The organism is Mesorhizobium sp. BR1-1-3, from assembly GCF_020165455.1.
Lineage (GTDB): Bacteria > Pseudomonadota > Alphaproteobacteria > Rhizobiales > Rhizobiaceae > Mesorhizobium > Mesorhizobium ciceri.
The window spans coordinates 41,454-67,175 of record NZ_JAIUIC010000011.1; the positions used below are offsets into that span (position 1 = coordinate 41,454).

21 protein-coding genes are annotated in these 25,722 nt (G+C 62.9%); 13 read left to right on the forward strand and 8 right to left on the reverse strand.

All coding sequences use genetic code 11. The features are described from left to right. Positions 1-8: 8 nt before the first annotated feature. The 3 genes from LB559_RS22925 (at position 9) to LB559_RS22935 (ending at position 4,170) form a co-directional block, all read left to right on the forward strand. Positions 9-1,394, forward strand: coding sequence for a glutamine synthetase family protein (locus LB559_RS22925; RefSeq protein WP_411970112.1), 1,386 nt, complete (start codon positions 9-11; stop codon positions 1,392-1,394). Between the two features lie 80 nt (positions 1,395-1,474). Next, positions 1,475-2,710: a putative DNA modification/repair radical SAM protein gene (locus tag LB559_RS22930; RefSeq protein WP_224675048.1), complete on the forward strand. Its 1,236-nt coding sequence runs from the start codon at positions 1,475-1,477 to the stop codon at positions 2,708-2,710. A 2-nt stretch (positions 2,711-2,712) separates the two neighbouring features. Next, complete coding sequence (locus LB559_RS22935) at positions 2,713-4,170, forward strand: UdgX family uracil-DNA binding protein (RefSeq protein ID WP_224675049.1); 1,458 nt, start codon at positions 2,713-2,715, stop codon at positions 4,168-4,170. 62 nt (positions 4,171-4,232) lie between these two features. On the opposite strand, the gene LB559_RS22940 is transcribed toward LB559_RS22935, so the two are convergent. The 4 genes from LB559_RS22940 to LB559_RS22955 form a co-directional block, all read right to left on the reverse strand. After that, positions 4,233-5,498 (reverse strand): glycerate kinase, encoded by a 1,266-nt coding sequence (locus tag LB559_RS22940; protein WP_224675050.1) that lies wholly within the window; start codon positions 5,496-5,498, stop codon positions 4,233-4,235. Beyond that, entirely contained in the window at positions 5,495-5,998 is a 504-nt protein-coding gene (locus LB559_RS22945) for a heme-degrading domain-containing protein (RefSeq protein WP_013528233.1), read from the reverse strand. Before LB559_RS22945 ends, LB559_RS22940 begins: the two co-directional genes overlap by 4 nt. 193 nt (positions 5,999-6,191) lie before the next feature. Further along, positions 6,192-7,508, reverse strand: a complete 1,317-nt coding sequence (gene guaD / locus LB559_RS22950; RefSeq protein ID WP_224675051.1) for a guanine deaminase — start codon at positions 7,506-7,508, stop codon at positions 6,192-6,194. 1 nt (position 7,509) lies between these two features. Then, positions 7,510-8,727, reverse strand: coding sequence for a urate hydroxylase PuuD (locus tag LB559_RS22955; RefSeq protein ID WP_024501931.1), 1,218 nt, complete (start codon positions 8,725-8,727; stop codon positions 7,510-7,512). 131 nt (positions 8,728-8,858) lie between these two features. On the opposite strand from LB559_RS22955, the gene LB559_RS22960 reads away from it, so the two are divergent. The 3 genes from LB559_RS22960 (at position 8,859) to LB559_RS22970 (ending at position 12,158) form a co-directional block, all read left to right on the forward strand. Then, a complete protein-coding gene (locus LB559_RS22960; protein ID WP_024501932.1) occupies positions 8,859-9,779 on the forward strand; it encodes a LysR family transcriptional regulator in 921 nt (306 codons plus the stop codon). A 124-nt stretch (positions 9,780-9,903) separates the two neighbouring features. Beyond that, positions 9,904-10,911, forward strand: coding sequence for an LLM class flavin-dependent oxidoreductase (locus LB559_RS22965; protein ID WP_224675052.1), 1,008 nt, complete (start codon positions 9,904-9,906; stop codon positions 10,909-10,911). Beyond that, positions 10,908-12,158, forward strand: a complete 1,251-nt coding sequence (locus LB559_RS22970) for an LLM class flavin-dependent oxidoreductase (protein WP_224675053.1) — start codon at positions 10,908-10,910, stop codon at positions 12,156-12,158. The genes LB559_RS22965 and LB559_RS22970 overlap by 4 nt, the downstream gene beginning before the upstream one ends. 12 nt (positions 12,159-12,170) lie before the next feature. On the opposite strand, the gene xdhC is transcribed toward LB559_RS22970, so the two are convergent. The 4 genes from xdhC to uraH all read right to left on the reverse strand — a co-directional run bounded on the left by xdhC (position 12,171) and on the right by uraH (position 17,340). After that, on the reverse strand, positions 12,171-13,052 hold the full coding sequence (gene xdhC, locus LB559_RS22975) for a xanthine dehydrogenase accessory protein XdhC (RefSeq protein ID WP_224675054.1): 882 nt from the start codon (positions 13,050-13,052) through the stop codon (positions 12,171-12,173). A gap of 74 nt (positions 13,053-13,126) precedes the next feature. After that, positions 13,127-15,481 (reverse strand): xanthine dehydrogenase molybdopterin binding subunit, encoded by a 2,355-nt coding sequence (gene xdhB, locus LB559_RS22980; RefSeq protein WP_224675137.1) that lies wholly within the window; start codon positions 15,479-15,481, stop codon positions 13,127-13,129. Further along, on the reverse strand, positions 15,481-16,962 hold the full coding sequence (gene xdhA / locus LB559_RS22985) for a xanthine dehydrogenase small subunit (RefSeq protein ID WP_224675055.1): 1,482 nt from the start codon (positions 16,960-16,962) through the stop codon (positions 15,481-15,483). The genes xdhB and xdhA overlap by 1 nt, the downstream gene beginning before the upstream one ends. Positions 16,963-16,965: 3 nt before the next feature. Continuing rightward, a complete protein-coding gene (gene uraH, locus LB559_RS22990) occupies positions 16,966-17,340 on the reverse strand; it encodes a hydroxyisourate hydrolase (RefSeq protein ID WP_013528242.1) in 375 nt (124 codons plus the stop codon). Positions 17,341-17,543: 203 nt separating this feature from the next. Between uraH and puuE the strand changes: the two genes are divergently transcribed. From puuE to LB559_RS23025, 7 genes are all read left to right on the forward strand, one after another. Then, complete coding sequence (gene puuE, locus LB559_RS22995) at positions 17,544-18,962, forward strand: allantoinase PuuE (RefSeq protein WP_024501938.1); 1,419 nt, start codon at positions 17,544-17,546, stop codon at positions 18,960-18,962. A gap of 10 nt (positions 18,963-18,972) precedes the next feature. After that, entirely contained in the window at positions 18,973-19,836 is an 864-nt protein-coding gene (locus tag LB559_RS23000; RefSeq protein ID WP_024501939.1) for a bifunctional allantoicase/(S)-ureidoglycine aminohydrolase, read from the forward strand. Beyond that, the gene (locus LB559_RS23005; protein WP_224675056.1) at positions 19,833-20,339 is read left to right on the forward strand and encodes an ureidoglycolate lyase; all 507 of its coding nucleotides are present in this window, start codon (positions 19,833-19,835) and stop codon (positions 20,337-20,339) included. The genes LB559_RS23000 and LB559_RS23005 overlap by 4 nt, the downstream gene beginning before the upstream one ends. Next, the gene (locus LB559_RS23010) at positions 20,336-20,929 is read left to right on the forward strand and encodes a nucleoside deaminase (protein ID WP_224675057.1); all 594 of its coding nucleotides are present in this window, start codon (positions 20,336-20,338) and stop codon (positions 20,927-20,929) included. The genes LB559_RS23005 and LB559_RS23010 overlap by 4 nt, the downstream gene beginning before the upstream one ends. 82 nt (positions 20,930-21,011) lie before the next feature. After that, entirely contained in the window at positions 21,012-22,997 is a 1,986-nt protein-coding gene (locus LB559_RS23015; RefSeq protein ID WP_064992887.1) for a CocE/NonD family hydrolase, read from the forward strand. 154 nt (positions 22,998-23,151) lie between these two features. Further along, entirely contained in the window at positions 23,152-24,738 is a 1,587-nt protein-coding gene (locus LB559_RS23020; RefSeq protein ID WP_064992886.1) for an ABC transporter substrate-binding protein, read from the forward strand. Positions 24,739-24,754: 16 nt separating this feature from the next. Continuing rightward, on the forward strand, positions 24,755-25,714 hold the full coding sequence (locus tag LB559_RS23025) for an ABC transporter permease (protein ID WP_013528249.1): 960 nt from the start codon (positions 24,755-24,757) through the stop codon (positions 25,712-25,714). The last annotated feature ends 8 nt before the right edge of the window (positions 25,715-25,722 follow it).

Sequence of the window (25,722 nt, forward strand, 5' to 3'; positions counted from 1 at the left end):
ATGCCATAATGACCTCACCTTCGGGCTCGACATCCGCCGAGGCGCAAGCCTTTCTCGACGCCCATCCCGAGATCGAAGCCTTCGATATCGTGCTGACCGACGCCAATGGCGTCGGCCGCGGCAAGATCGTGCGCCGGCATGAGCTGAAGAGCATCTTCGAGGGCGGCCGCCATATGCCGATCTCGATCCTGGGCCTCGACATCACCGGCGAGGATGTGCACGAGACCGGGTTGATCTGGACGACCGGCGACGGCGATCTCAGGGCATGGCCGATACCCGGTACGCTGGTGCCGCTCTACGGCACGAGCCCGCCGCGTGGCCAGCTGCTGATGGCGATGTACATGCTCGACGGCCGGCCGATGTCGTCGGATCCGCGGCTGGCGTTGGCTCGGCAAGTCGACATCCTGGCGGCCAAGGGCCTCTATCCGGCCGGAGCCTTCGAACTTGAATTCTTCCTGCTGGCCAATGAGCGCGACGCCGACGGCAAGGTGCAGCCGGCGCGCGCCGTGCTCGACGGCCGCGTCTCGGGCAAGACGGAAGTCTATTCCGTCGATCATCTGCACGGCATGGAGCCGCTGTTCTCCGACATCTATGCCGCAGCCAAGGCGCAAGGCATTCCGGCCGAGACGGTCATTTCCGAATATGCGCCCGGCCAGTACGAATTGACGCTGAACTACCGCAAGGATGTGATGCGGGCGGCCGACGACCTGGTCATGCTGAAGCGGCTGGTGCGGGCGCAGGCGCGCCGCCACGGCGTCACCGCCTGCTTCATGGCCAAGCCGATCGAGAAATACGCCGGCTCGGGCATGCATTTCCATGTTTCGCTGCAGGACAGAGCCGGCCGAAACGTCTTTGCCGAAGCCGGCGGCGAGAGCTGGTCACTGCCGCTGCTGCAAGGGCTCGGCGGCCTGATCCAGACCATGGCGGAATCGATGCTGGTGTTTGCGCCGCACGCTAATTCCTGGCGGCGCTTCGTCTCGCAATCCTATGCGCCGGTGGCGCCGACATGGGGCGTCAACAACCGATCGGTGGCGCTGCGTGTGCCGGCCGGCGACGCCAAGAACCGGCGCATCGAGCACCGGCCGTCGGGCGTCGACGCCAACCCCTATCTGATCGCCGCAACCGTGCTCGCCGGCATCATCAAGGGCATGGATGAAGGGCTCGATCCGGGGCCCGAAACGACCGGCAACGGCTATGAGGCAGCGGTCAGGCGCACAACCATGCCTGTCGACTGGCGCGCCGCGATCGAATCGGCCCGGGCGTCCAGCTTCCTGAAGAACGCGCTCGGCGAGGACCTGCACCGGACCTTCGTGGCGATCAAACAGTCCGAATACCTGCGCGTGGCACGCACGGTCAGCGAACTGGATTACCACCTCTATCTGCACGAAGTCTGAGGGCCGGGCGGGCGATCACTTTTTCGCCGTTTCCATCAAATGAGGTGGCATAAGGGCGGATAAGAACATATCATGAACGGATGAGCGCACTCACCGTCCGTGAAAAACTGGCTGTCCTCTCCGATGCCGCCAAATACGATGCGTCCTGCGCCTCATCGGGTGCGGCGAAAAAGGACTCGCTGGAATCAGGCGGCATCGGCTCCACCGAGGGCATGGGCATCTGCCATTCCTACGCGCCGGACGGCCGCTGCATTTCGCTGCTGAAAATCCTGCTGACCAATTTCTGCATCTATGATTGCAGCTACTGCATCAACCGTTCGTCTTCCAACGTGCGGCGAGCCCGCTTTGGCATCGACGAGGTGGTGAAGCTGACCATGGATTTCTACCGGCGCAACTACATAGAAGGCCTGTTCCTGTCCTCGGGTGTCGTTCGCTCGCCGGACGAGACCATGGGCGAGATGGTCGAGGTGGCGCGCCGGCTGCGCCTGGAGGAGAAATTCTCCGGCTATATCCACCTGAAAACCATCCCGGAAAGCTCGGCCGAACTGGTCGAGCAGGCCGGTCTCTATGCCGACCGGCTGTCGATCAATGTCGAACTGCCGACCGACGAGGGTGTGAAGCGGCTGGCGCCCGAGAAGAAGCCGGAGACAATCCGGCTTTCCATGGCCAGGCTGCGCCAGAAGATGGAGGAGAAGGCCGAGCCGACTTTGAAGACCAAAAAGCGCGAACGCTTTGCGCCGGGCGGCCAGTCGACGCAGATGATCATCGGCGCCGACAAGACATCCGACGACGGCATATTGCACACGAGCGCCCGGCTCTATGGCAGCTACCATCTGCGGCGGGTCTATTACTCGGCCTTCAGTCCGATTCCGGATTCGTCGTCGTCGCTGCCCCTGCAGAAGCCGCCGCTGATGCGTGAGCACCGGCTTTATCAGGCCGACTGGCTGATGCGGTTTTACGGCTTTTCGCAACCGGAAATCCTCGCCGGCAGCAGCGACGGCATGCTCGATCTCGCCATCGACCCGAAGCTGGGCTGGGCACTTCGCAACCGGGGGCAGTTTCCCGTCGACATCAATCGCGCCGACCGCGAAGCGCTGCTGCGGGTGCCGGGTCTCGGCACCAAGGTGGTGGCGAAGATTTTGGAGACGCGCCGGCACCGGCGCATGCGGCTCGAGGACGTCGGACAGATCTGCCAGTCGATCGCCAAGCTCAGGCCGTTCATCATCGCCGAAGGCTGGTCGCCTGGTGCGCTGACCGACAAGGCCGGCCTGCGCGAAAAGATTGCCCCCTCCTGCGAACAGTTGTCGTTGTTCTGATCATGCGGCCGGCGGAACTCGATCTCGCCAGATACAGAATTCGGCTCGACAGCGAGACGGATTTTGCGGGCTGGCGTGACGCGGCACGGCGGCTGGCCTTGAATGAGGTCAGGCCCGAGGACGTCGACTGGCATGTCGCGCCGGGCTCTGATCAGGCACAATTGCCTGAAGTGCCTGCGGGCGCGCAACTCGTCGTGCCGCGCGACTTCCTCGGGCATGCCGAAACGGCGTTCTGCCATTCCGATCCCGGCCGGTTTGCCTTTCTCTACCGAATGCTGTGGCGATTGCGCGACGAGCCTAAACTGCTGGAAATCGCGTCGGATTCCGACACCAGGCGGCTCGAGGCCATGGAAAAGGCGGTGCGGCGCGACAGCCACAAGATGCACGCCTTCGTACGTTTCCGGAAAATCGGCGACGGTGCCGATGAGCGCTATGTCGCCTGGTTCGAGCCGGATCATTTCATCGTCGAGCGCAACGCCGATTTCTTCGTCAGACGTTTCACCGGCATACGCTGGACGATCCTGACCCCTTATGCCTCTGCCGACTGGGATGGCGAAAGGCTGGCGATCGGGCCGGGCGCGGCCAAGGGCGATGCGCCTGATCAGGACGATACCGAGGCGCTCTGGCGCACCTATTTCGAGAACATCTTCAACCCGGCACGATTGAAGGTGAAAACCATGCAGAAGGAGATGCCGAAGAAATATTGGCGGAACCTTCCCGAGGCCTCGCTCATTCCAGACATGATCGCAGGAGCGGACAAGGCCGCCAAGGACATGATTGCGAAGATGCCGACAACACCCGCGCCGCACCACGCAAAGGTGCAGGCACGGCATTGGCCGAAGCAGCCCGTCGAAGCACCGGAAGATGATGCAAGCACGATTCCGGAATTGCGCGAGGCAGCGAAAGGCTGCCGCCGCTGCCCGCTGTGGCGCGACGCGACGCAGACCGTCTTCGGTGAAGGCCCTGACAATGCCAAGGTGATCTTCGTCGGCGAACAGCCGGGGGATCAGGAGGACCTCGCCGGCAAACCTTTCGTGGGTCCGGCCGGCAAGGTGTTCGATGCGATCCTGGACGATGCCGGTGTCGACCGGCAAAAGGTCTATGTCACCAACGCGGTCAAGCACTTCAAGTTCGAGCCGCGCGGCAAGCGCCGCATCCACTCCAAACCGAGTTCCGGTGAGATTCAGGCCTGCCGCTGGTGGATCGACCAAGAATTCGAGCTGATCAAGCCGAACCTCGCCGTGGCACTCGGCGCGACAGCGGCGATGTCGCTGCTCGGCAAGGCGATTCCGGTGACAAAGATGCGCGGACAAGTGATCGAGCGCGAGGACGGATTGCGCGTGTTCATCACCATCCATCCCTCCTTCATCCTGCGCATCCGCGAACCCGCGGACAAGGAGGCTGAACGCGAACGGTTCCTGCAAGACATGAAGCTGGTGAAGCGGCTGATGGCCGCCTGATTGTCTGTTTTGCGCGATTCCGGACGGAAAACCGCTTCACGGTTTTCCTGGAATTGCTGCGGCTATCTGATCAGAATTGCCCTGAGATCGTTGACATTCGTACCGGTCGGGCCGGGTACGAAGAGATCGTCAACCGCGTTGAAGGCCGTCCAGGCATTGTTGCCGGCAAGCATAGCCTTGGCGTCCACCCCGGCAGCGCGCATGCGCGACACGGTCGAAGCATCGGCAAAGGCACCGGCATTGTCTTCCGAACCGTCGATGCCGTCAGTGTCGGCGGCCAGCGCATTGATACCGTCGACGCCATTGATGCCGATGGCGAAGGCGAGCAGGAATTCCGAATTGCGGCCGCCCTTGCCTTTTGCGCGCAGCGTCACGGTTGTCTCGCCGCCCGACAGGATCAGCACCGGCTTCGAGAAAGGCCTGTTGCGCGTCGCCACTTCACGCGCGATCGCGGCGTGGACACCGCCAACCTCGCGCGCCTCGCCTTCGATGGCATCGGAGAGGATAACCGCCTCGACGCCTTGCCGTTTCGCTTCCGTAGCGGCGGCTTCCAGCGATACCCCGGCCGAAGCGATCAGATGCACCTCGTTGCGCAAAAAGCGCTCGTCATCCGGGCTTGGCGCATCGGCGGCCGGCGAATTGATATGCGCCATCACCGAGGCCGGCAGTTTCATGCCATAGGCCGATATCGAGGCCAGCGCGTCGGCGCGGCTGCCTGTATCCGGTACGGTTGGGCCGGAGGCGACCATTGCCGGATTATCGCCGGGAATATCGGAGACGATCAGCGACACCACCCTGGCCGGCCATGCGGCCGCCGCCAGCCTGCCGCCCTTGATGGTGGAAAGGTGCTTGCGGATAGTGTTCATCGCCGCGATCGGCGCACCCGAGGCGAGCAGCGCCTCATTGACGGCGATCTCGTCGGCCAGCGTCAAGCTGCCGGCCGGCGACGGCAACAGCGCCGAGCCGCCGCCGGAAATCAGCGCCACCACCAGATCGTCCGCCGTCAGCCCTTGCACCTTCGCCAGCAGCCGGCGCGAGGCTTCAAGGCCGGCAGCGTCCGGCACCGGGTGCGCCGCCTCGATGATCTCGATGCGCTCGCAGGTCGCGCCATAGCCATAGCGGGTGACGACCAGCCCTTCGATGGGGGCGTCCCACACTTTCTCGAAGGCTGCCGCCATTTGCGCCGAGCCTTTGCCCGCGCCGATGACGATGGTACGGCCCTTGGGCTTGGCCGGCAGATGATCCCTGATGGTTCGTTCCGGATCGGCGGCGGCGACGGCGGCGTTGAAGATGGAGACGAGGAACAATTTGGGGTCGAGCACGGTCATTCGCCTTCCCGAGGCAATGCCAAGCCGCGCTTGTCGACGCCCAAATGATCGCACAGCGCATCGACGACGACGCCGTGATCCTCGCGCTCCGGCAGTCCGGAAACGGCGATGACGCCAATGACGCCGGTGCCCTTGGCGGTCACCGGAAAGCCACCGCCGGCCAGCACGTAGTCGGCAATATCCAGCCCTTCACCAATCTTGAAGGTGCGGTCGGGGCGCTGCTGTTCCAACACCATGCGATAGGTGCTTCTCAGGAACCGTTTGACCACATTGATCTTGCGCCGCGCCCAGTCGGGATTGGAAGCGTTCGAGCCCGGCAGCGCGGCGTAGAACAGCGGCCGGTCCCACAGCCTGATGTCGACTATGATGGGTAGATCTTCGGCGATTGCACGATCGCGAATGGCGGAGCCGATTTTGAAAGCGACGGCCTCGTCGAAGGTCGCGAAGACAAGGGTCTCTTCCTGTCTCTTGATCAGAGCGATGTCGTCAGCAACGGCCATTTTCTTTCTCCGAAATCGTCACACGTCGTGTGTACGACAAGCTCCGCTCGGTCAAGCTTCCGTGGCGTGGCCACCTTCTCCCGAGGGGAGAAGAGACGAGCACGGGCCTCGGCTTCCTCCTCTCCCCTCGGGGAGAGGCCGGATTGCCCCGAATTGCTTTCGCAATTCGGTTGGCAATCCGGGTGAGGGGGTCTTACCCCGCGCTCATGTCAGCCTTGGCTGGCCGCCCCGCCACATAAACTTCGCGGACGGAGCGGTCGTCGCCCAGCGTCTGCAGGAGAAAGAGTTCCTGCGCCAGCGTCTCGACCGTCTCCATCCTGAGTCGCATTCCCGGCGTTGCCCTGGCGTCCAGCACGACGATGTCGGCGTCGGTGCCCGCGTCCAGCGTGCCTATCTTTTCCACCATCGACAGCGCCTCGGCATTGCCGCGCGTCGTCTGCCAGAAGGACTGGAACGGGTTGAGCTTTTCGCCATTCAGCGCGATCACCTTGTAGCCTTCGTCCATGGTGCGCAGCATGGAGTAGTTGGTGCCGCCGCCGACATCGGTGGCGGCGGCGATGCGGATCGGCTTGTCGCGTCGGCGAAAGCGCTGATAATCGAAGAGGCCGGAGCCGAGGAAAAGGTTCGAGGTCGGGCAGAACACCGCCACCGAGCCCGAGTCCGAAAGCGCGTCCGCTTCGCGCTCCGACAAATGGATGCAGTGGCCGAACAGGCTCTTTTTGCCTAACAGCCCGTAATGCTCGTAGACGTCGGTGTAGTCGCGCGCCCACGGGTAGAGTTCCTGCGTGAAAGCGATCTCGGCGTGGTTTTCCGACAGATGCGTCTGCATGTGCAGGCCGGGATGTTCGCGGCACAACACGCCCGCCATCTCCATCTGCTCCGGCGACGAGGTGATGGCGAAGCGCGGCGTGATGGCGTAGTGCTGGCGGCCCTTGCCGTGCCATTCCTTGATCAGCGCCTTTGTGTCGTCATAGCCGGATTGCGGGGTGTCGAGCACGCCGTCGGGCGCATTGCGATCCATCATCACCTTGCCGGCGATGTTGAGCATGTTGCGGTCATGCGATTCTGCGAAGAAGGCTTCGGCCGAGGCCTTGTGCACCGAGCAGTAGGCGGCGACCGTCGTGGTGCCGTGGCGCACCATTTCGTCGAGGAACAGCCGCGCGATGCGGCGGCCGTGCTGGGCGTTGGCGAACTTCGTTTCTTCCGGAAAAGTGTAGGTGTTCAGCCAGTCGAGCAGTTCGGCGCCGTAGGAGGCGATGATCTGCATCTGCGGAAAATGCGCATGGGCATCTATGAAGCCGGGCAGCAGCAGATGCGGCCGGTGGTCAATCCTTTTCACCGTTTCGTAGGCTTGCTTTTCAACATCGGCATAACTACCCGCGGCGACGATCCTGCCGTCACGGATCAGCAGTCCGCCATCCTCCTCGTAGCGCCAGGCGGAATGGTCTTCGATAGTTTGCGGCCAGCGCACAAAGGACAGCGTGCGGCCGCGCAGAAGTGTCGAATTCATGCTATTTCCCTGCGCCTTCGAACCAGGCCACCAGCAGCGCCCGTTCCTTGTCGGTGATCTGAGAGACGTTGGCGGGCGGCATGGCGTGGCTGCGGCCGGCCTGCAGATAGATTTCGCGGGCGTGGTTGGCGATATCCGCATCGGTGTCGAGCATCACGCCCTTGGGCGCATGATAGATGCCCTCATAGACCGGCTCCGCCGCGTGGCACATCGAACAGCGGCCGAGCACGGTGTCGCGCACCGCCGGGAAATGCGCTGAAGCGACATAGACTTGCGCCGACGCGGATTCCTTGGGTTCGCCGGTCAGCACTTTCGGCGCGGTCGACAGCCAAATGATGACGATGAACAGGACGAGTGCCGCCATCCAGGTCCAGGTCGGATTGCCCTTGCGCGCATGGACCGAGTTGAAATAGTGCCGGATCAGCACGCCGATGATGAACACCAGCGAGGCGATGACCCAGTTGAACTCAGTGCCGAACGCCAGCGGATAGTGGTTCGACAGCATCAGGAACAGCACCGGCAGCGTCAGGTAATTGTTATGGAGAGAGCGCTGCTTGGCGATCTTGCCGTATTTCGGGTCGGGCTTGCGGCCGGCGATGAGGTCGGCGACGACGATCTTCTGGTTGGGGATGATGACCATGAAGACATTGGCCGACATGATCGTGGCGGTGATGGCGCCCAGATGCAGGAAGGCGGCACGGCCGGTGAACAGGTGGGTCAGTCCCCAGGCGATGAACACCAGCACGCAATAGAGCACCAGCATCAGGCCGGTGTCGCTTTTTCCGAGCGGCGAGCGGCACAGCAGATCGTAGACCACCCAGCCTACGCCGATCGTTGCCAGCGACAGCAGGATACCGACCGGCACCGACATCGGCAGCACGTTCGGATCGATCAGGAACAGATCGGCTCCGGCATAATAGACGACGCACAGCATGGCGAAGCCGGAAAGCCAGGTGGCGTAGGATTCCCATTTGAACCAGGTCAGGTGTTCCGGCATTTCGGCCGGCGCCACCAGATATTTCTGGATGTGATAAAAGCCGCCGCCATGCACCTGCCATTCCTCGCCGAAGGCGCCGACGGGCATGCCGGGACGCTGGCGCAGGCCGAGATCAAGCGCGACGAAATAGAACGACGAGCCGATCCAGGCGATGCCGGTGACGACATGCAGCCAGCGCACGGCAAAACTCAGCCAATCCCAGAAAATCGCGAAATCCATCATTGAAATCGTCCCTGCCGATTGGGTGACTTTACGGGCTGGAGCGCAAACGGAAAGAGGCGAGGCGCACGAGGACTTTCAAAAAAAAATGGAAAATACTAGGTTGACCCTGCAAACCGGCGAAGGTGCTCCGCATGGCCTATCTCGACAATATCGCCGTCTTCGTTCGCGTCGTTGAACTCGGCAATCTGTCGGCGGCCGGGCGCGACATGCGCATTTCGCCGGCGGTCGCTTCCAACCGCATCAAGGAACTGGAGAAGCACCTTGGCGTGCGGCTGTTCAACCGCACCACACGGCAATTGATGCCGACCGAGCATGGCACGGTTTTTTACGGGGGCGCCAAGCAGGTGCTGGAGGCAATCACCGAGGCGGAAGCGGCTGTCTCGGCGCTTTCCGGCCAGCCGCGCGGCACCATCCGCGTCACGGCACCGCTCGGCCTCGGCCGCCGGCTGGTCGCTTCGGGCATCCCCGATTTCCACGACAAATACCCTGATATCGAGGTGCGGCTCAGGCTCTCGGACCACAATGTCGACATCATGAAGGAAGGCATCGACGTCGCCTTCCGGCTCGGCATCATCGAGGATTCCAGCCTCAGGATGCGCGGCATCATGGAATGCGAGCGCGTGCTGGTGGCGGCGCCGAAATATCTCGAAGCGCGCGGCGAACCGATTGAGCCGCAGGAACTGATCGGCAAGAAGCACGACTGCCTGATGCTGCGTTATTCGGGCGCGCGCGAATATGTGTGGACGCTGCAGACCCCCACCGGCCCGCAGAAATTCGAGGTACACGGGCCCTACGACACCGACGATGGCGACGTGCTCACCGGCTGGGCGCTTTCAGGCCGCGGCATCATCAACAAGCCGCGCTTCGAGGTCGAGCCATTCATCCGCGACCGGCGGCTGAAGGTGATCCTGCCCAGCACGCCACCGACACCGGTGCAGTTCGCCGCCGTCTATCCGCACAAGAAGCTGCAGGACCCAAAAGTGCGGCTGCTGCTCGACTTCATGGCCGAGCGCTGCCAGCGGCTGATCAACGATCTGCTTGCTGGCAAATAAAGGCTGGCCGGCAAATAGGGACTGGCCGGTAGGTGAGCGGCGGTTTGGCCCAGCGCCGGCGGTTGCCATCCCAGGATGTGGCGAACATAGTTCGGGTGGCATTTCATCTCATAGGGAACCCTCGATGGACAACGGCGCCACAATGCATCTTGCCGTTTCGCTCGCCGATCCATCACTCGAGACTGGGTTGGAATTCAGCCGCCTGGCTGGTTTCGTGCAAAAGGCTGAAGCAGCCGGGCTGGACATGGTGCTGCTTGCCGATGCCGCGCCAGCGTCCGAAAGCGAAGCCGCGAACAAACGGATGCCCTTCGAAGCGACGACCTTGCTGGCCGCTCTGGCGACTGTCACAAGCAGGATCGGCTTGGTTGCCGCTGCCTCGACAATTGCCCACCAACCCTACAATCTGGCACGCCGTTTCGCTTCGCTCGACGTTATCAGCCACGGCCGCAGTGGCTGGAACGCAACCATGACGCAAGCGCCACGGGAAGCAGCCAATTTCAGCCGGCCCGAAGGATTTTCGCCTAACGATTTCCGCCGTCGCAGTGAGGAATATATCGGCATCGTGCAAGGTCTGTGGCAGGGCTGGGATGCGGACGCCCTGCTGTTCGACCAGAGCGGCGGCCGCTTCCACGACCCCGAAAAGATGCACCTGCTGGAGCACAAGGGCGAATTCTTTTCCGTGCGCGGACCGCTGAACGTCGCCCGGTCGCCGCAGGATACGCCAGTGCTCGTCTTGTCGGGCCTGCAGGAATCCGACTTCGATATTGCCACTAGCACCGCCGATGTCATCCTGCTGGACGGCGGACTGGTGGAGGGCGCGACCGAACGCTATGACGATATCAGGCGCCGTGTCACGGCGTGCGGACGCGATCCGGATGCTGTGAAAGTGCTGACGAACGTCGCGCTTATCGCCGATAGTAAGCCGGCTGCCGTCGCCGAGAGGCTGGAAAAGGAATTCCGGGCGAGAGGCTGCGACGGGTTCAACATCCTGATGCCGGCACAGCTTTCTGCGCTCGACGATTTCGTCGATCTGGTCTTGCCGGCGCTGCGGCGGCGTGGCTTGTTTCGAGAGAACTATCGCGGCACGATGTTGCGCTCGCATCTCGGGCTTGCCGGCGGAGGTGACCGATGACCGCTCGCCAGATGAGGCTCGGCGCCTTCCTGTGGGCGACAGGCCACCACATCGCCGCCTGGCGCCATCCCAAGGCACACGTCACCGCAGGCATCGACATTGACCATTACATCGCGTTGGCGCGCACGGCGGAGACGGCAAAATTCGACATGGTGTTCTGCGAGGACGCCGCCGGCCTGCGTGAAGCCAATATCGGCATTGCCAGCCAGACGTCGCGCTCGATCGGTTTCGAGCCGATCAGCCTGCTCTCGGCGCTCGCCGTCCAGACCAGCCGCATCGGCCTCGTCTCGACAGCGTCGACAAGCTACAACGAGCCCTATGGGCTGGCACGAACCTTCCTGTCGATCGACCATCTGAGCGGCGGCCGGGCCGGCTGGAATCTGGTCACCTCGGCCAGCCCCATCGAAGCAGCCAATTTCGGCGCGACGGGCCTCAAGCCCCATGCCGACCGCTACGAACGGGCGCGCGAGTTCGCCGAGGTGGTGACCGGCCTGTGGCACGGCAAGGCTTCCGGCCATAACGGCCAGAGCTTTTCGGTTCGCGATCCGCTCGATCTGCCGCGCGCGCCGCAGGGCGCGCCGGTGATGGTTCAGGCCGGCGCCTCGGATGTCGGCCGCGACCTTGCCGCCCGCACCGCCGATGTGGTGTTCACGGCGGCGCAGACCTTCGAGGAAGCCAAGGCCTTCTATGACGATCTCAAAGGACGTCTGCCGGCCTACGGGCGCGAGCCGGACGACATCAAGATCATGCCGGGCGTCGCACCGGTGGTGGCGGAGACCGAAGCGGAGGCCCGTGAAAAATACGAGGAATTGCAGGAGCTGATCCCCGACGATGTCGGCGTGGCGCTGCTGTCCAGCTATCTCAGCATCTCCGATCTGTGGCGCTATCCGATCGATGGGCCACTGCCGGAACTGCCGGAGAGCGAGGGGATGAAGAGCAGGCAAGCGCTGGTGATCGAGCAATCGCGCCGCGACGGCCTCTCCATCCGCCAGCTCGCCCGGCATTTTGCCGGCGCGCGGGGCCATTGGCGCATCGTCGGCACAGCGGCCCAAGTCGCCGACGAACTGCAGACGCGGTTCGAGGGTGGGGCGGCCGACGGTTTCAACGTCATGCCCTCATATTTCCCCGGGGAACTCGATGCCTTTGCCACGCTCGTCGTGCCGGAGTTGCAGCGGCGCGGCCTGTTCCGGACGGAATACCAGGGCCGCACGCTGCGCGACCATCTGGGTTTGAAACGGCCGGTTTAGCTGCGGCGCAGCTTAGCCTGCCATCACCCTGCCATGCGGAATTTGATGGTCGGCATTTAAGGCTGCGTTGTGATTGACCAACGCCGTCATGATCTCGGCCGCAGCCAGCGCCGCGATGACCTGAGGGCGCTTGTCCTTGACGGTGTCGCCGCCAATTGGCGAGACGAGGCGGGCAAACTCGGCCTGGCTGCCGTCCGCCGATTTCAGGAACCAAGTCCTGAACGTCGCTTTCTTGGTCTTCGAGCCGATCATGCCGACATAGGCGGTGTCACCGCGTTTCAGCGCTTCCGCGACGATCAGGAAATCCAGCGCATGATCGTGGGTCAGGATGGCGAAGGCTGCGCCGGCGGGGGCATTCCGCACCATCGCTTCCGGCATAGCTGTCAGCCGTGTCTCGATGGTTTCGGGCATGCCTTCCAGTGCTTCGGCCCGCGTCTCGATGACGATGCCGTGCACGGGAAGAAGTGCGATCGCCGATGCCAGCGCCTGGCCGACATGGCCGCCACCGAAGATGTAGACGTACGGCAGGTGCGCCTCCTCGGCTTCCGCGGCCGCAACCAGGTCGCCGGCAAGCGCAGCATCGACGAGCCGGATCAAGACTTCAACGCGCCCGCCGCAGCATTGGCCGATCTCGGGACCCAGCGGGACGTCTAGGGTGGCGCAGACTTCGTCAACCTCGATGCGGGCTTCTTTGCCCAACATCTGCCTGGCCTTGTCGATCGCCATATATTCGAGCTGACCGCCGCCGATGGTGCCAAAGATCGCCGTCGGCGAGACGAGCATGAAGGCGCCCTTCTCGCGTGGCGTCGAGCCTTTTGTTCCGGCCACTTCGACCAGGGCAACCCGACCGGCGCTGGCGAGAAAGGCTTTCAGGCTTTGCACTTTCGAGTTCATGGTTCACGTTCCCGAATGGGAAATATAGGTTTTTTCGGCCCGGATTGCACGCATTGCCGACCCTGGGGCCGGATTCAGGCGCCGGCCTCTTTCTTCAGCCGCTCGATCGCCATCAGAACCCGCTCCGGGGTCGCCGGAGCATCGAGGCGCGGGCAGATCCTGTTGTCGGCGACACTGGCCACCGCGTCCGATAGCGCATGCAGCACCGACATGCCGAGCGGGAACGGCGGCTCGCCGACCGCCTTGGAGCGGTGGATGGTCGGCTCGCCGGCTTCCGGCCAGTCGGCCAAGGTGACGTTGAAGATCTTCGGCCGGTCGGAGGCGAGCGGGATCTTGTAGGTCGACGGCGCATGCGTGCGCAGCCGGCCCTTGGCGTCCCACCACAGTTCTTCCGTCGTCAGCCAGCCCATGCCCTGGATGAAGCCGCCCTCGATCTGGCCGATATCGATCGCCCGGTTCAGCGAGCGGCCACAGTCATGGAGAATATCGGTACGCTCGACCATGTATTCGCCGGTCAGCGTGTCGACCGAGACCTCCGAGCACGAGGCGCCATAGGCGAAATAATAGAAGGGGCGGCCCTCGCCCTTGTCGCGGTTCCAGTGGATTTTCGGCGTCTTGTAGAAACCAGCCGCCGACAGCTGGATGCGGGCCATATAGGCCTGCTTGACGAGGTCGGCGAAGGCGATTTCCTGGTTGCCGATGCGCACCCGGTTGGGCAGGAACAGCACCTGATCACGCGGCACCTGATATTTTTCGGCGGCGAAATCGGTCAGCCGATCCTTGATCTGGCGCGCGCCATTCTGCGCCGCCATGCCGTTGAGGTCGGAGCCGGACGACGCTGCCGTAGCCGAAGTGTTCGGCACCTTGCCGGTCGTAGTCGCGGTGATCTTCACCTGGTCGAGATCGATCTGGAACTCTTCCGCCACCACCTGCGCCACCTTGAGGTAGAGGCCCTGCCCCATCTCGGTTCCGCCATGGTTCAGATGCACCGAACCGTCGGTGTAGACATGCACCAGCGCGCCGGCCTGATTGTAATGCGTGGCGGTGAACGAGATGCCGAACTTGACCGGCGTCAGAGCGAGGCCCCGCTTGATGAAACGGCTGTTGGCATTGAAGGCCGATATTTCACGCCGCCGCCGCGCATAGCTCGCGCTTTGCTCCAGCTCGGCGACGATGCGCTGGATGATGTTATCCTCGACCGTCTGGTGGTAGGGCGTGATGTTGCGGCCCCCCTCGCTACTGGTGCCATAGAAATTCTTCTTGCGGATTTCGAGCGGATCCTTGCCAACGGCAAAGGCCACCTCGTCGATGACGCGCTCGGCGCCGACCATGCCTTGCGGGCCGCCGAACCCCCGAAAGGCGGTGTTCGACACGGTGTTGGTGTAGAGCGGCGCCGACTGCGCATGCACCGCCGGCCAGAAATAAGTGTTGTCGCAGTGGAACAGTGCGCGATCGGTTACCGGGCCGGAAAGGTCCGACGAAAAACCGCAGCGCGCCGCGAAAATGAAATCGACGCCGAGGATGTTGCCCTCGTCATCGAAGCCGACCTCGTAATCGACGAGGAAATCATGACGCTTTCCGGTGGCGATCATGTCGTCGTCGCGGTCGGGCCGGATCTTCACGGCGCGGTGGTGCTTCTTCGCGGCGATCGCGGCCAATGCGGCAAACTGATTTCCCTGCGTTTCCTTGCCGCCGAAGCCGCCTCCCATGCGGCGGATTTCCACCGTGACGGCATTGCTCGGCACGCCGAGCGCATGGCTGACCATGTGCTGGACTTCGCTTGGATGCTGGGTCGAGGAATAGATGGTGACGTCCTGATCCTCGCCAGGAACGGCCATGGCGATATGGCCTTCGAGGTAGAAGTGTTCCTGGCCGCCAATGCGCATTTTTCCCTTTAGCCGGCGCGGCGCCTGACGGATCGCCGTAGCGGCATCGCCGCGCTTCAGGGTGAGAGGCGGCGTGACGAGCTTGTCCTTCTTCGGATCGAGCGCGCCGATGTCGGTGACGAAAGGCAATTCCTTGTATTCGACCTTTGCCAATCTTGTGGCGCGGCGCGCCTGCTCGCGAGTTTGCGCAATAACGCAGAAGATAGGCTGGCCGTAGAATTGCACCTTGCCGTCGGCAAGCACCGGCTCGTCGTGGCGGCCGGTCGGCGAAATGTCGTTTTCGCCCGGCACGTCACTGGCCGTCAGCACGTCGACAACGCCGGGCGCTGTACGCACCGCCGAGAGATCCATGCTGGTGATGGTGGCATGCGTGGCACCGGAAAGCCCTAGGCAGCCATGCAGCGTGCCTGATGGTTCCGGCATGTCGTCGATGTAGACGGCGGCGCCGCTGACATGTTTGTGCGCGGAATCGTGGCGCTGATCGGTGGCGACGCCGCCAGCGATCTTTTCAGCCTTGAGGTTGGGGGCAGCGTGCTTGTTCATCATGCCGCCTCGTGCCTTGAAACCTGGACCGGCTCTCTGGTGCCGCTGCTCTCGGCAAAAAAGCGCAGCAGCAGGTTTTTCGCTGCCAGGGCGCGATATTCGGCCGAGGCCCGCATGTCGGTCAGCGGGGTGAAATCCCTGGCATATTCGGCCATCGCCGCATCAACCGTCTGTTCGGTCCATGGCTTGCCGAACAGCGCTTTTTCGACGGAAGACGCCCGCTTCGGCGTCGCCGCCATGCCGCCATAGGCGATGCGCACCTCCGCCACCGTGCCGTCCTTGGCCAGATTCAGGAAAAACGCGCCAAGGGCCGCGGTAATGTCCTCGTCGCGACGCTTGGTGATCTTGTAGACGGCAAACTTCGTTTCCTTGGCCGGCACCGGCACATGCACGGCCTCGACGAATTCACCCGGCTGCCGATCCTGTTTGCCGTAGGCGATGAAGAAGGTTTCCAACGGGATCGTCCGCTGCTTCTTGCCCTTGCGCAAGGTGAGACTTGCGCCAAGCGCGATCAATGGCGGTGGCGTATCTCCGATCGGCGAGCCGTTGGCGATGTTGCCGCCGATGGTGCCCATGTTGCGCACCTGTTCGCCGCCGATGCGATCGAACAATGGCCCCAACGCCGGGATGCGCTTCGCCAATGTCGCGAAGGCGTCAGTGTAGGTGACGCCGGCGCCGATCGAAATGACGCCCTTGTCTTCCGAGATGGTGCAAAGCCCGTCGAGATCGCCGATGAAAATGGCCGGTGAAATATCGCGCATGTGCTTGGTCACCCACAGGCCGACATCGGTCGAGCCGGCCACGATGGTAGCGCCGGGTTCCTTGTCCAGCACGGCGGCGAAATCGTCGACATCGGCCGGCACGACCAGCCGCGCCTTGCCGGTTCCGATCTCGACCCGGGCGCCGTCACGCATGGCCTCGAGCCTTGCGGTGATCGCCTTGCGTTCCGTGGCCAGCGGGTCCTTTGCCGCCTTGCCGTAGCTGGAGATGGCATGCGCGGCGCGCATGATCGCCTCGTAGCCGGTGCAGCGGCAGAGATTGCCTTGCAAAGCCTTTTCGACATCCGCGTTCGAGGGACCAGGCGACTTCATCCACAAGCCATAGAGCGACATGACGAAGCCGGGCGTGCAGAAGCCGCATTGCGAGCCGTGGAAATCGACCATCGCCTGCTGCACCGGATGCAACTGGCCGGGTGAACCGCGCAGATGCTCGACCGTCACGACATGGGTGCCGTCGAGCGAGCCGAGGAAGCGGATGCAGGCATTGACGCTTTCATAGACCAAGCCGCCCTCCGACAGCTTGCCGACCAGCACGGTGCAGGCACCGCAGTCTCCCTCGGCACACCCTTCCTTGGTGCCGCGCAGCGAACGGTCGAGCCGCAGCCAGTCGAGCAAGGTCGCGTCGGGTGCCACCGACGAAAGCGCCACATCGCTGCCATTGAGAATGAAGCGGATTTCGTTGCGGATGCTAATTTTGGTCATACCTCAGCTCCCCCTGTAGGTCGAGTAACCGTAGGGCGAGACCAGCAGTGGCACATGATAATGCACAGGCTCGGCCATGCCGAAGCGGATCGGTATCACATCGAGAAAGGCCGGTTTCGGCAGGCTCAACCCCTGTTGGCGCAAATAGTCGCCGGCGGCGAAGACCAGTTCGTATTCGCCGGTGCGGAATTCCGCGCCGGCGAGCAGCGGCTTGTCGCAACGGCCGTCGGCATTGGTGAGAACGGTCTTCAGATGTGTCCGCGCCTTGCCCTCGAGGTGATAGAGCGCAATCGACAGTCCCGCCGCCGGCTTGCCGGTCGCCGTGTCGAGGACATGGGTCGTCAGACGCCCGCCGTCGGCTTTCGACGTTTCTGCCATTGGCCGCCTCCCATTTCCGGTACGAGCGAATTGGCCCGGTACGGTCAAGTATCAACAGTGAATTGTGCGCCAATTAAAGGCGATGCATAAGTCCCGGTCGAGCGGAGTGCGACAAAAACACTTTCAAAAATTTTCGGGGGAATGCGAGAAGCACCCTTTCGATATTCTGATCATACTTCGGGCCGTGCCCGGCGGGAGGGACGATGCGTTACAGCAGAGACATGCGTGGCTACGGAGCCAATCCGCCGGACCCGAAATGGCCTGGCGGTGCACATGTCGCCGTGCAGTTCGTCGTCAATTACGAGGAAGGCGGCGAAAACTGCGTGTTGCATGGCGACAAGGCGTCCGAAGCCTTCCTGTCGGAAATCGTCGGCGCGGCACCCTGGGTGGGTCAACGCCACTGGAACATGGAATCCATCTACGAATACGGCGCCCGCGCCGGCTTCTGGCGGCTGCTCCGGCTGTTCACCGAGTCGCAAGTGCCGATCACCTGCTACGGCGTCGCCACAGCGCTCGCCCGTTCGCCGGATCAGGTAGCGGCCATGCAGGACGCCGGCTGGGAGATCGCTTCGCACGGCTTAAGATGGATCGACTACCGCGACCACAGCGCCGAGGATGAGCGCCGCGACCTCGAGGCGGCGATCAAGCTGCACTACGAAGTGACCGGCGCGCGCCCGACCGGCTGGTATACGGGTCGCACATCGATCAACACGGTGCGGATTGTGGCGGAAGAAGGCGGCTTCGACTATGTGTCGGACACCTATGACGACGAGCTGCCGTACTGGTTCGAGCATGAGGGCGGCGCGCAGCTCATCATCCCCTATACGCTCGACGCCAACGACATGCGGTTCGCCACGCCGCAAGGTTTCAACTCGGGTGACCAGTTCTTTGCCTATTTGAAGGACAGCTTCGATACGCTCTATGCCGAGGGCAAGGCCGGCCGGCCACGCATGATGAACATTGGCCTGCACTGCCGCCTCGTCGGGCGGCCGGGCCGGGTGGCGGCGCTGAAGCGCTTCGTCGACTATGTGAAGTCGCACGACAAGGTCTGGCTGGCGAGGCGCATCGACATCGCCAAGCACTGGCAAGAGGTCAATCCTTATCAACCGGCGGCACTCCGCCCATCGAAGATGGAATTCGAGACCTTCGTCCACACTTTCGGCGGCGTATTCGAACATTCGCCCTGGATCGCCGAACGCGCCTACGAACTGGAACTAGGCCCGGCGCATGACACTTCGGGCGGCCTGCACAATGCGCTTTGCCGTATCTTCCGCTCCGCCAGCGAAACCGAGCGGCTTTCGGTGCTCAACGCCCATCCCGACCTTGCCGGCAAGCTGGCCAAGGCCAAACGGCTGACGGCGGAATCGACCAGGGAACAGGCCTCGGCCGGCCTCGACGCGCTGACCGACAAGGAGCGCGAACTGTTTTCCAAGCTCAACGCCGCCTACGTCACCACCTTCGGCTTCCCTTTCATCATCGCGGTGAAGGGCAAGACGAAGGAGGAAATCCTGGCGGAGTTCGAGGCGCGCATCGGCAACAGCCGCGGCGTCGAATTCGAGACCGCCTGCAAACAGGTCGAGCGCATCGCGCTGCTCCGCCTCAAGGACATGCTTCCGCAATAGGTTTGAAACCATGGATACGATCAGGATGCCCGAGCGAACCTATTACGCGCCACATGGCGGTCATTCCGGCCAGAACGAGCTTCTGACCGGCCGCGCCGTCTTCACCGAGGCCTATGCCGTCATTCCCCGGGGTGTGATGCAGGACATCGTCACCAGTGCGTTGCCGTTCTGGGACGAAACCCGCGTCTGGATCTTGTCGCGACCGCTATCGGGTTTTGCCGAGACGTTCTCGCAATACATTGTCGAGGTCGCGCCCGGCGGCGGCAGCGATCGGCCGGAACCCGATGCCGGCGCCGAAGGCGCTCTGTTCGTGGTCGAAGGCGAACTGACGGTTCTGCTTGCCGGCAAGACGCATGTGTTGCGGCCCGGCGGCTTTGCCTTCCTGCCGCCGGCCAGCGGCTGGACGGTTCGCAACGAAAGCAGGGCCGCCGTGCGCTTCCACTGGATTCGCAAGGCTTACGAAGTGGTCGACGGTCTCGATGTGCCGGAAGCCTTCTTCACCAATGAGCAGGAGATCGCGCCAACGCCGATGCCCGGCACCGAAGGCCGCTGGGCGACGACGCGGTTCGTCGATCCGGCAGATTTGCGCCACGACATGCACATGACCATTGTCACGCTGGAACCCGGCGCGGTCATTCCCTTCGCCGAGACCCATGTCATGGAGCACGGTCTCTATGTGCTGGAGGGTAAGGCCGTCTACCGCCTCAACCAGGACTGGGTCGAGGTCGAGGCCGGCGACTATATGTGGCTGCGCGCCTTCTGCCCGCAGGCCTGCTATGCCGGTGGCCCGGGTAAATTCCGCTATCTGCTCTACAAGGACGTCAACCGGCACGCCAAGCTCGGCGGCGCCGGCATCGCAAGGCGCGCGCTGTGACCCGTATCGTCGCGCGGCCGCTGACCCGCGAGGGCTTTGCCCCCTTCGGCGATGTCATCGACATGGACGGCGACAACCACTACCCGATCAATGGCGGCAGGGCCGAGCGCTATCATGATCTGGCTACCGCCGAAGCAACCGGTCCGAACGCCCGCGTGCTGATCTCGATGGTGCGCGGCACGCCCTACGAATTGCCCCTGAAATTGAGCATGGTCGAGCGCCATCCCTTCGGCAGCCAGGCCTTCATCCCGCTCTCGCCGCGCCCCTTCCTGGTCGTCGTCTGCCATGACGGGGAGCAGGGGCCGGGCGAGCCGCATGCCTTCATCACCGCACCCGGACAAGGCATCAATTACCGGCGCAATCTCTGGCATGGCGTGCTGACGCCGCTCGGCGAGGCCCAGGACTTCCTGATCGTCGACCGTGGCGGCGATGGCTCCAATCTCGAAGAGTTCCACTTCTCGCACGCCTACGAGATCCACTTGCCCAACGAGAGCCTCTTGTGACCGATATTTCACTGATCGACCGCCTGCTCGATGTGATCGAGCACGACATCGTGCCGAAGACGGCCGACGGCGTTACCTATGGCAACAAGCTGTTCGGCGCGGCGATCCTGCGCAAGGACGACCGTTCGCTGGTGCTGGCTGAAACCAACAACGAGATGGAAAACCCGCTCTGGCATGGCGAGGTACACTGCCTGAAGCGTTTCTACGAAATGCCCAGGGCTGAGCGCGTCGATACGAAAGACGCCATCTTCATCGCCACGCACGAACCCTGCTCGCTGTGCCTGTCGGCGATCACCTGGACCGGCTTCGACAATTTCTACTATCTGTTCAGCCACGAGGATTCGCGCGACAGCTTCGCCATCCCGCACGACCTGAAGATCCTGAAAGAGGTCTTCACCCTCGATCCCGGCGGCTACAATGCCGAGAATGCCTATTGGAAGAGCTTTTCTATCCGCAGGCTGGTAAGAGCGTTGCCCGAGGCAGAGCGGCGACGGCTGGAGACCCGTATCGGCGCGATTTCGGCGCGCTACGATGAATTGTCCAACATCTATCAGGCGAACAAGGGCGATAACGATATCCCGCTGAACTGACGCGGATTGACCAGCCGAATTCGTTGGCTGGCCCACGACGCGGCACGGCAGGCTCCATCATCTGGCAATCCTGGAGCATGCCATGAAAACCGTCACCGAATTTGCCCGCAAAATCGTCGAATTCCCGGACATGGGCATCGTCATGCCGGATGGCTGCCGCCTGTCGGCGCGGGTGTGGATGCCGGAGGATGCGGGCGACGATCCGGTGCCTGTCATCCTAGAGCATCTGCCCTACCGCAAGCGCGACGGCACCATCTTTCGCGATCAGCTGACGCATCCTTATTTCGCCGGCCACGGCTATGCTTCGATCCGCGTCGACATGCGCGGCAATGGCGATTCCGAAGGGCTGATGGACGACGAATATTCCGAGCAGGAATTGCAGGACGCCTGCGACGTCATCGCCTGGGCGGCAAGCCAGCCCTGGTGCAACGGCAATGTCGGCATGATGGGCATTTCCTGGGGCGGCTTCAACTGCCTGCAGGTGGCGGCCAAGCGGCCGCCGGCGCTGAAAGCGGTGATCAGCCTGTGCTCGACCGTCGACCGCTATGCCGACGACATCCACTACAAGGGCGGCTGCCTGCTGATCGAGAATTTCGGCTGGGCCTCGACCATGCTGTCCTACTCGTCACGGCCGCCGGATCCGCTTTTGGCCGGCGACAACCGGTGGCGCGATCTGTGGCTGACCCGGCTGGAGAACCAATCCTTCCTGGCGCCGCTGTGGCTGAAACACCAGCACCGTGATGCCTACTGGAAGCGTGGCTCGATCTGCGAGGATTTTTCCGCCGTCAAAGCCGCCGTGCTGTCGATCGGGGGCTGGCATGACGGCTACCGCAACACCGTCTCGCATCTGGCTACCAACATCCAAGCCCCGGTCAAGGGCATCGTCGGGCCATGGATCCACAAATACCCGCACTACGCCGGGCCCAAGCCTGCCATCGGCTTCCTGCAGGAGGCCTTGCGCTGGTGGGACCGCTGGCTGAAGGGTGTCGACACCGGCGTCGAGGCGGACCCGGCCTACCGCGCCTATGTCATGGACAGCGTGCGTCCGGCGCGCTGGCACCCCGAGCGTCCCGGCCGTTGGGTGGCGGAGCAGGAATGGCCCTCGCCAACCATCAAGATGCAAACGGTCGATCTGATCCCCTCAACGGAAAAACCCGCCATCATCGCCTCTCCGCAAAGCTGCGGCCTGGCCGGCGGCGAGTATTTTCCCTTCACTTTCGGTCCCGAACTGCCCGGCGACCAGCGCCCCGACGATGCCCTGTCGGTGTGTTTCGACCAGCCGGAACTCAGCGAGCCGATCGACATCGTCGGAGCGCCGGAGGTCGAGCTGCGGCTGTCCTCTGATCGTCCGCAGGCCAACATCGCGGTCCGGCTTTGCGATGTGCATCCCGACGGCGCCTCGGAGTTGATCTCCTATGGCGTGCTCAATCTGACGCACCGCAATTCGCACGAATTCCCCGAGGCGCTGGTGCCGGGCGAAACCGTCTCGGTGCGCGTCGTGCTCGATCAATGCGCCTATCGTTTGCCGGCCGGCCACCGGCTGCGTGTTGCCGTTTCGAACGCCTATTGGCCTGCCATCTGGCCGTCGCCGGAGCCGGTCCAGCTCACCTTGTCGACGGCGACGCTCAATTTGCCGCTGCGGCCGCTGGCGACAGGCGACGAAGTAACGTTCGCCGAGCCGGAAGGTGCCACCCCCTGGGCAACAGAGACGATCCGCGCCGCCAATTCAGAGCGCCATGTCGATCGTGATGAGAAGACCGGAATGGTGACGCTTTCCATTGTTGACGATTTCGGCGAGGTGCGCGATCTCGCCCATGGCCTCGCCAATGGCAGCATCGCCCGCGAGACCTGGACGATCCATCCCGACGATCCGCTGTCGGCCTCGGGGAAGACGCACTGGACGCAGACCCTGTCGCGAAACGGATGGTCAGTACGCACCGAAACGACAGCCGAAATGCGATCGGATGCGCAAAACTTCATCGTCAGCGCCAGAATCGAGGCCTATGAGGACGAAACCCTCGTCTTCGAGCGCAATTTCGAGGAGAAGGTGCCGCGCGCGCTTCTTTGAATGCCGATTTGATTGGTCCAATTGCGACGTACGATTTACGCCACGGCATGTCGCATTCGGTCTTGCTTACCGCTTTCCCTTGCGGTCATTATTCTCCTCACAAGAAACAAGAAAAACGACCGCAGAGTCGAACCAACAGAGTGAGGAACTCAAAATGTCGAACGAACTGGAATTTCTTAGCCTGCGTGTCGCGTCGGGCAAACTGAGCCGTCGTGATTTTCTCGGCCGGGCGGCGGCGCTCGGTATCTCCGCGCCCTTCGCCAACTCGCTGCTTTCAAGCGCTGCACGCGCGGCAGGCCCGGTCAAGGGCGGCACACTGAAGGCCGGACTTGTCGGCGGCGAATCCACCAACAGCCTTGATCCGGCACTGTTCATGACTCAGGTGCCGTTCGCCTTCGGCAAGATGTGGGGCGAATTGATTGTCGAGCTTTCGCCGGAAGGCAAGCTCGAGAACCGCATCGCCGAGGAGATCGGCTCGTCGGACGACGCCAAGGTGTGGACGCTGAAGATCCGCGACGGCGTCGAATTCCACAACGGCAAGACAGTGACCGCCGAGGACGTGGCCGCCACACTTGAGCGCCATTCCGACGAGAAGTCGAAATCCGGCGCGCTCGGCTACATGAAAGGTATCGAGACCATCAAGGCCAGCGGCAAGGAAGTCGTGCTGACGCTGAAGGAGGCCAATGCCGATCTGCCCTATTTGCTCAGCGACTATCACCTGATCGTCCAACCAAATGGCGGCAAGGACAAGGCTGACGCAGGCATCTCGGCCGGTCCTTACAAGGTCACGACCAATGAGCCCGGTGTGCGCCATGGCGGCGAGCGTTTCGCCAATTACTGGCAGGGCGACAAGATGGGCCATGCCGACCAGATCGAGATCATCGTCATCAACGATGCGACAGCGCGCACGGCCGCCCTGCAGGGCGGCCAGGTCAACGTGATCAACCGCGTCGAGCCGAAGATCGTCGACCTGATCAAGCGCCTGCCGGGCGTCACCATCCGCAATCACGCGGGTCCTGGCCACTACGTGTTCATCATGCATTGCAACACGGCGCCATTCGACAACGCCGATTTGCGCATGGCACTGAAGCTGGCCATCGACCGCGAGGAAATGCTGGACAAGATCCTGCGCGGCTACGGTTCGCTCGGCAACGACTTCCCGATCAATGCGTCCTATCCGCTGTTTACCGAGATCGAGCAGCGCAAGTACGATCCCGACAAGGCCAAGTTCCACTTCAAGAAGTCCGGTCACGACGGCGCCGTCCTGCTGCGGACCTCGGACGTCGCTTTCCCGGGCGCCGTCGATGCATCGCAGTTGTTCCAGCAGAGCGCGGCCAAGGCCGGCATTCAGATCGAGCTGAAGCGTGAGCCCGGCGACGGCTATTGGAACGAGGTCTGGAACAAGCAGCCCTTCTGCGCGTCCTACTGGGGCGGCCGCTCGACCCAGGACCAGATGTACTCCACCGCTTATCTGTCGACCGCCGACTGGAACGACACGCGTTTCAAGCGTCCTGATTTCGACAAGATGGTGCTGGCGGCTCGCGCCGAGCTCGACGAGACCAAGCGCAAGCAGATGTATCATGACATGGCTGTCCTGGTACGAGACGAGGGCGGCCTGATCCTGCCGATGTTCAACCAGTTCATCGACGCTACCGGCGCCAAGGTCGGCGGCTGGGTCGACGATCCGCATCAGGAGCTGATGAACGGGTACGCGCTGGCGAAGTGCTGGCTCGAAGCCTGAGCTTGGCCTTGCGGATATGTCCTCACCCATCTTGAAACTGGTGGCCCAGCGCGTTGCGCTGGGCATTCTGCTCTTGTTGGCCGTTTCGGTCCTGATCTTCGCCGGCACCCAGATCCTGCCCGGCGACGTCGCGCAAGCCATTCTCGGACAGTCGGCGACGCCGGAGTCGCTTGCCAATCTGCGCGAGCAGCTCGGACTCAACCAGCCAGCCTATCTCAGGTATTTTCATTGGCTGGGCGGCGTGCTGACCGGCGATCTCGGCACGGCCATGTCGAGCGGGCAGGACATCGCCACGTCGATCAAGGGACGGCTGTGGAACACGCTGTTCCTCGCCTTCTGGGCGGCGATCGTCGCCGTGCCGCTGGCGATCATCCTCGGCCTGATCGCGGTACGCTACCGCAATGGCTGGGTCGACAAGCTGATCTCCGGGCTGGCGCTGGCCTCGACCTCGTTTCCCGAATTCTTCATCGGCTATGTGCTGGTCTATTTCTTCGCCGTGAAATGGCAGATATTCCCCGGCATTTCGACCGTCTATGACGGCATGCCTTTTGGCGAACGGATGCAGGCGATCGCCTTGCCGGCGACGGCGCTGACGCTGGTCGTGCTCGCCCACATGATGCGCATGACACGCGCGGCGATCCTCAATGTCATGCAGTCGGCCTATGTCGAGACGGCGGAACTGAAGGGCCTGTCGGCTTTCAACGTCATCCGCAAGCACGCCTTCCCCAATGCCATCGCGCCGATCATCAATGTCGTCATGCTCAACCTCGCCTACTTGATCGTTGGCGTCGTCGTGGTCGAGGTGATCTTCGTCTATCCGGGCATGGGACAGTATTTGGTCGACCACGTCACCAAGCGAGACGTGCCGGTGGTGCAGGCGGTCGGCCTGATCTTCGCCGCCGTCTATATCAGCCTGAACATCATTGCGGACATAGCGGCGATCGTCGCCAATCCGCGTCTCAGACATCCGAAATAAGGGGCGGA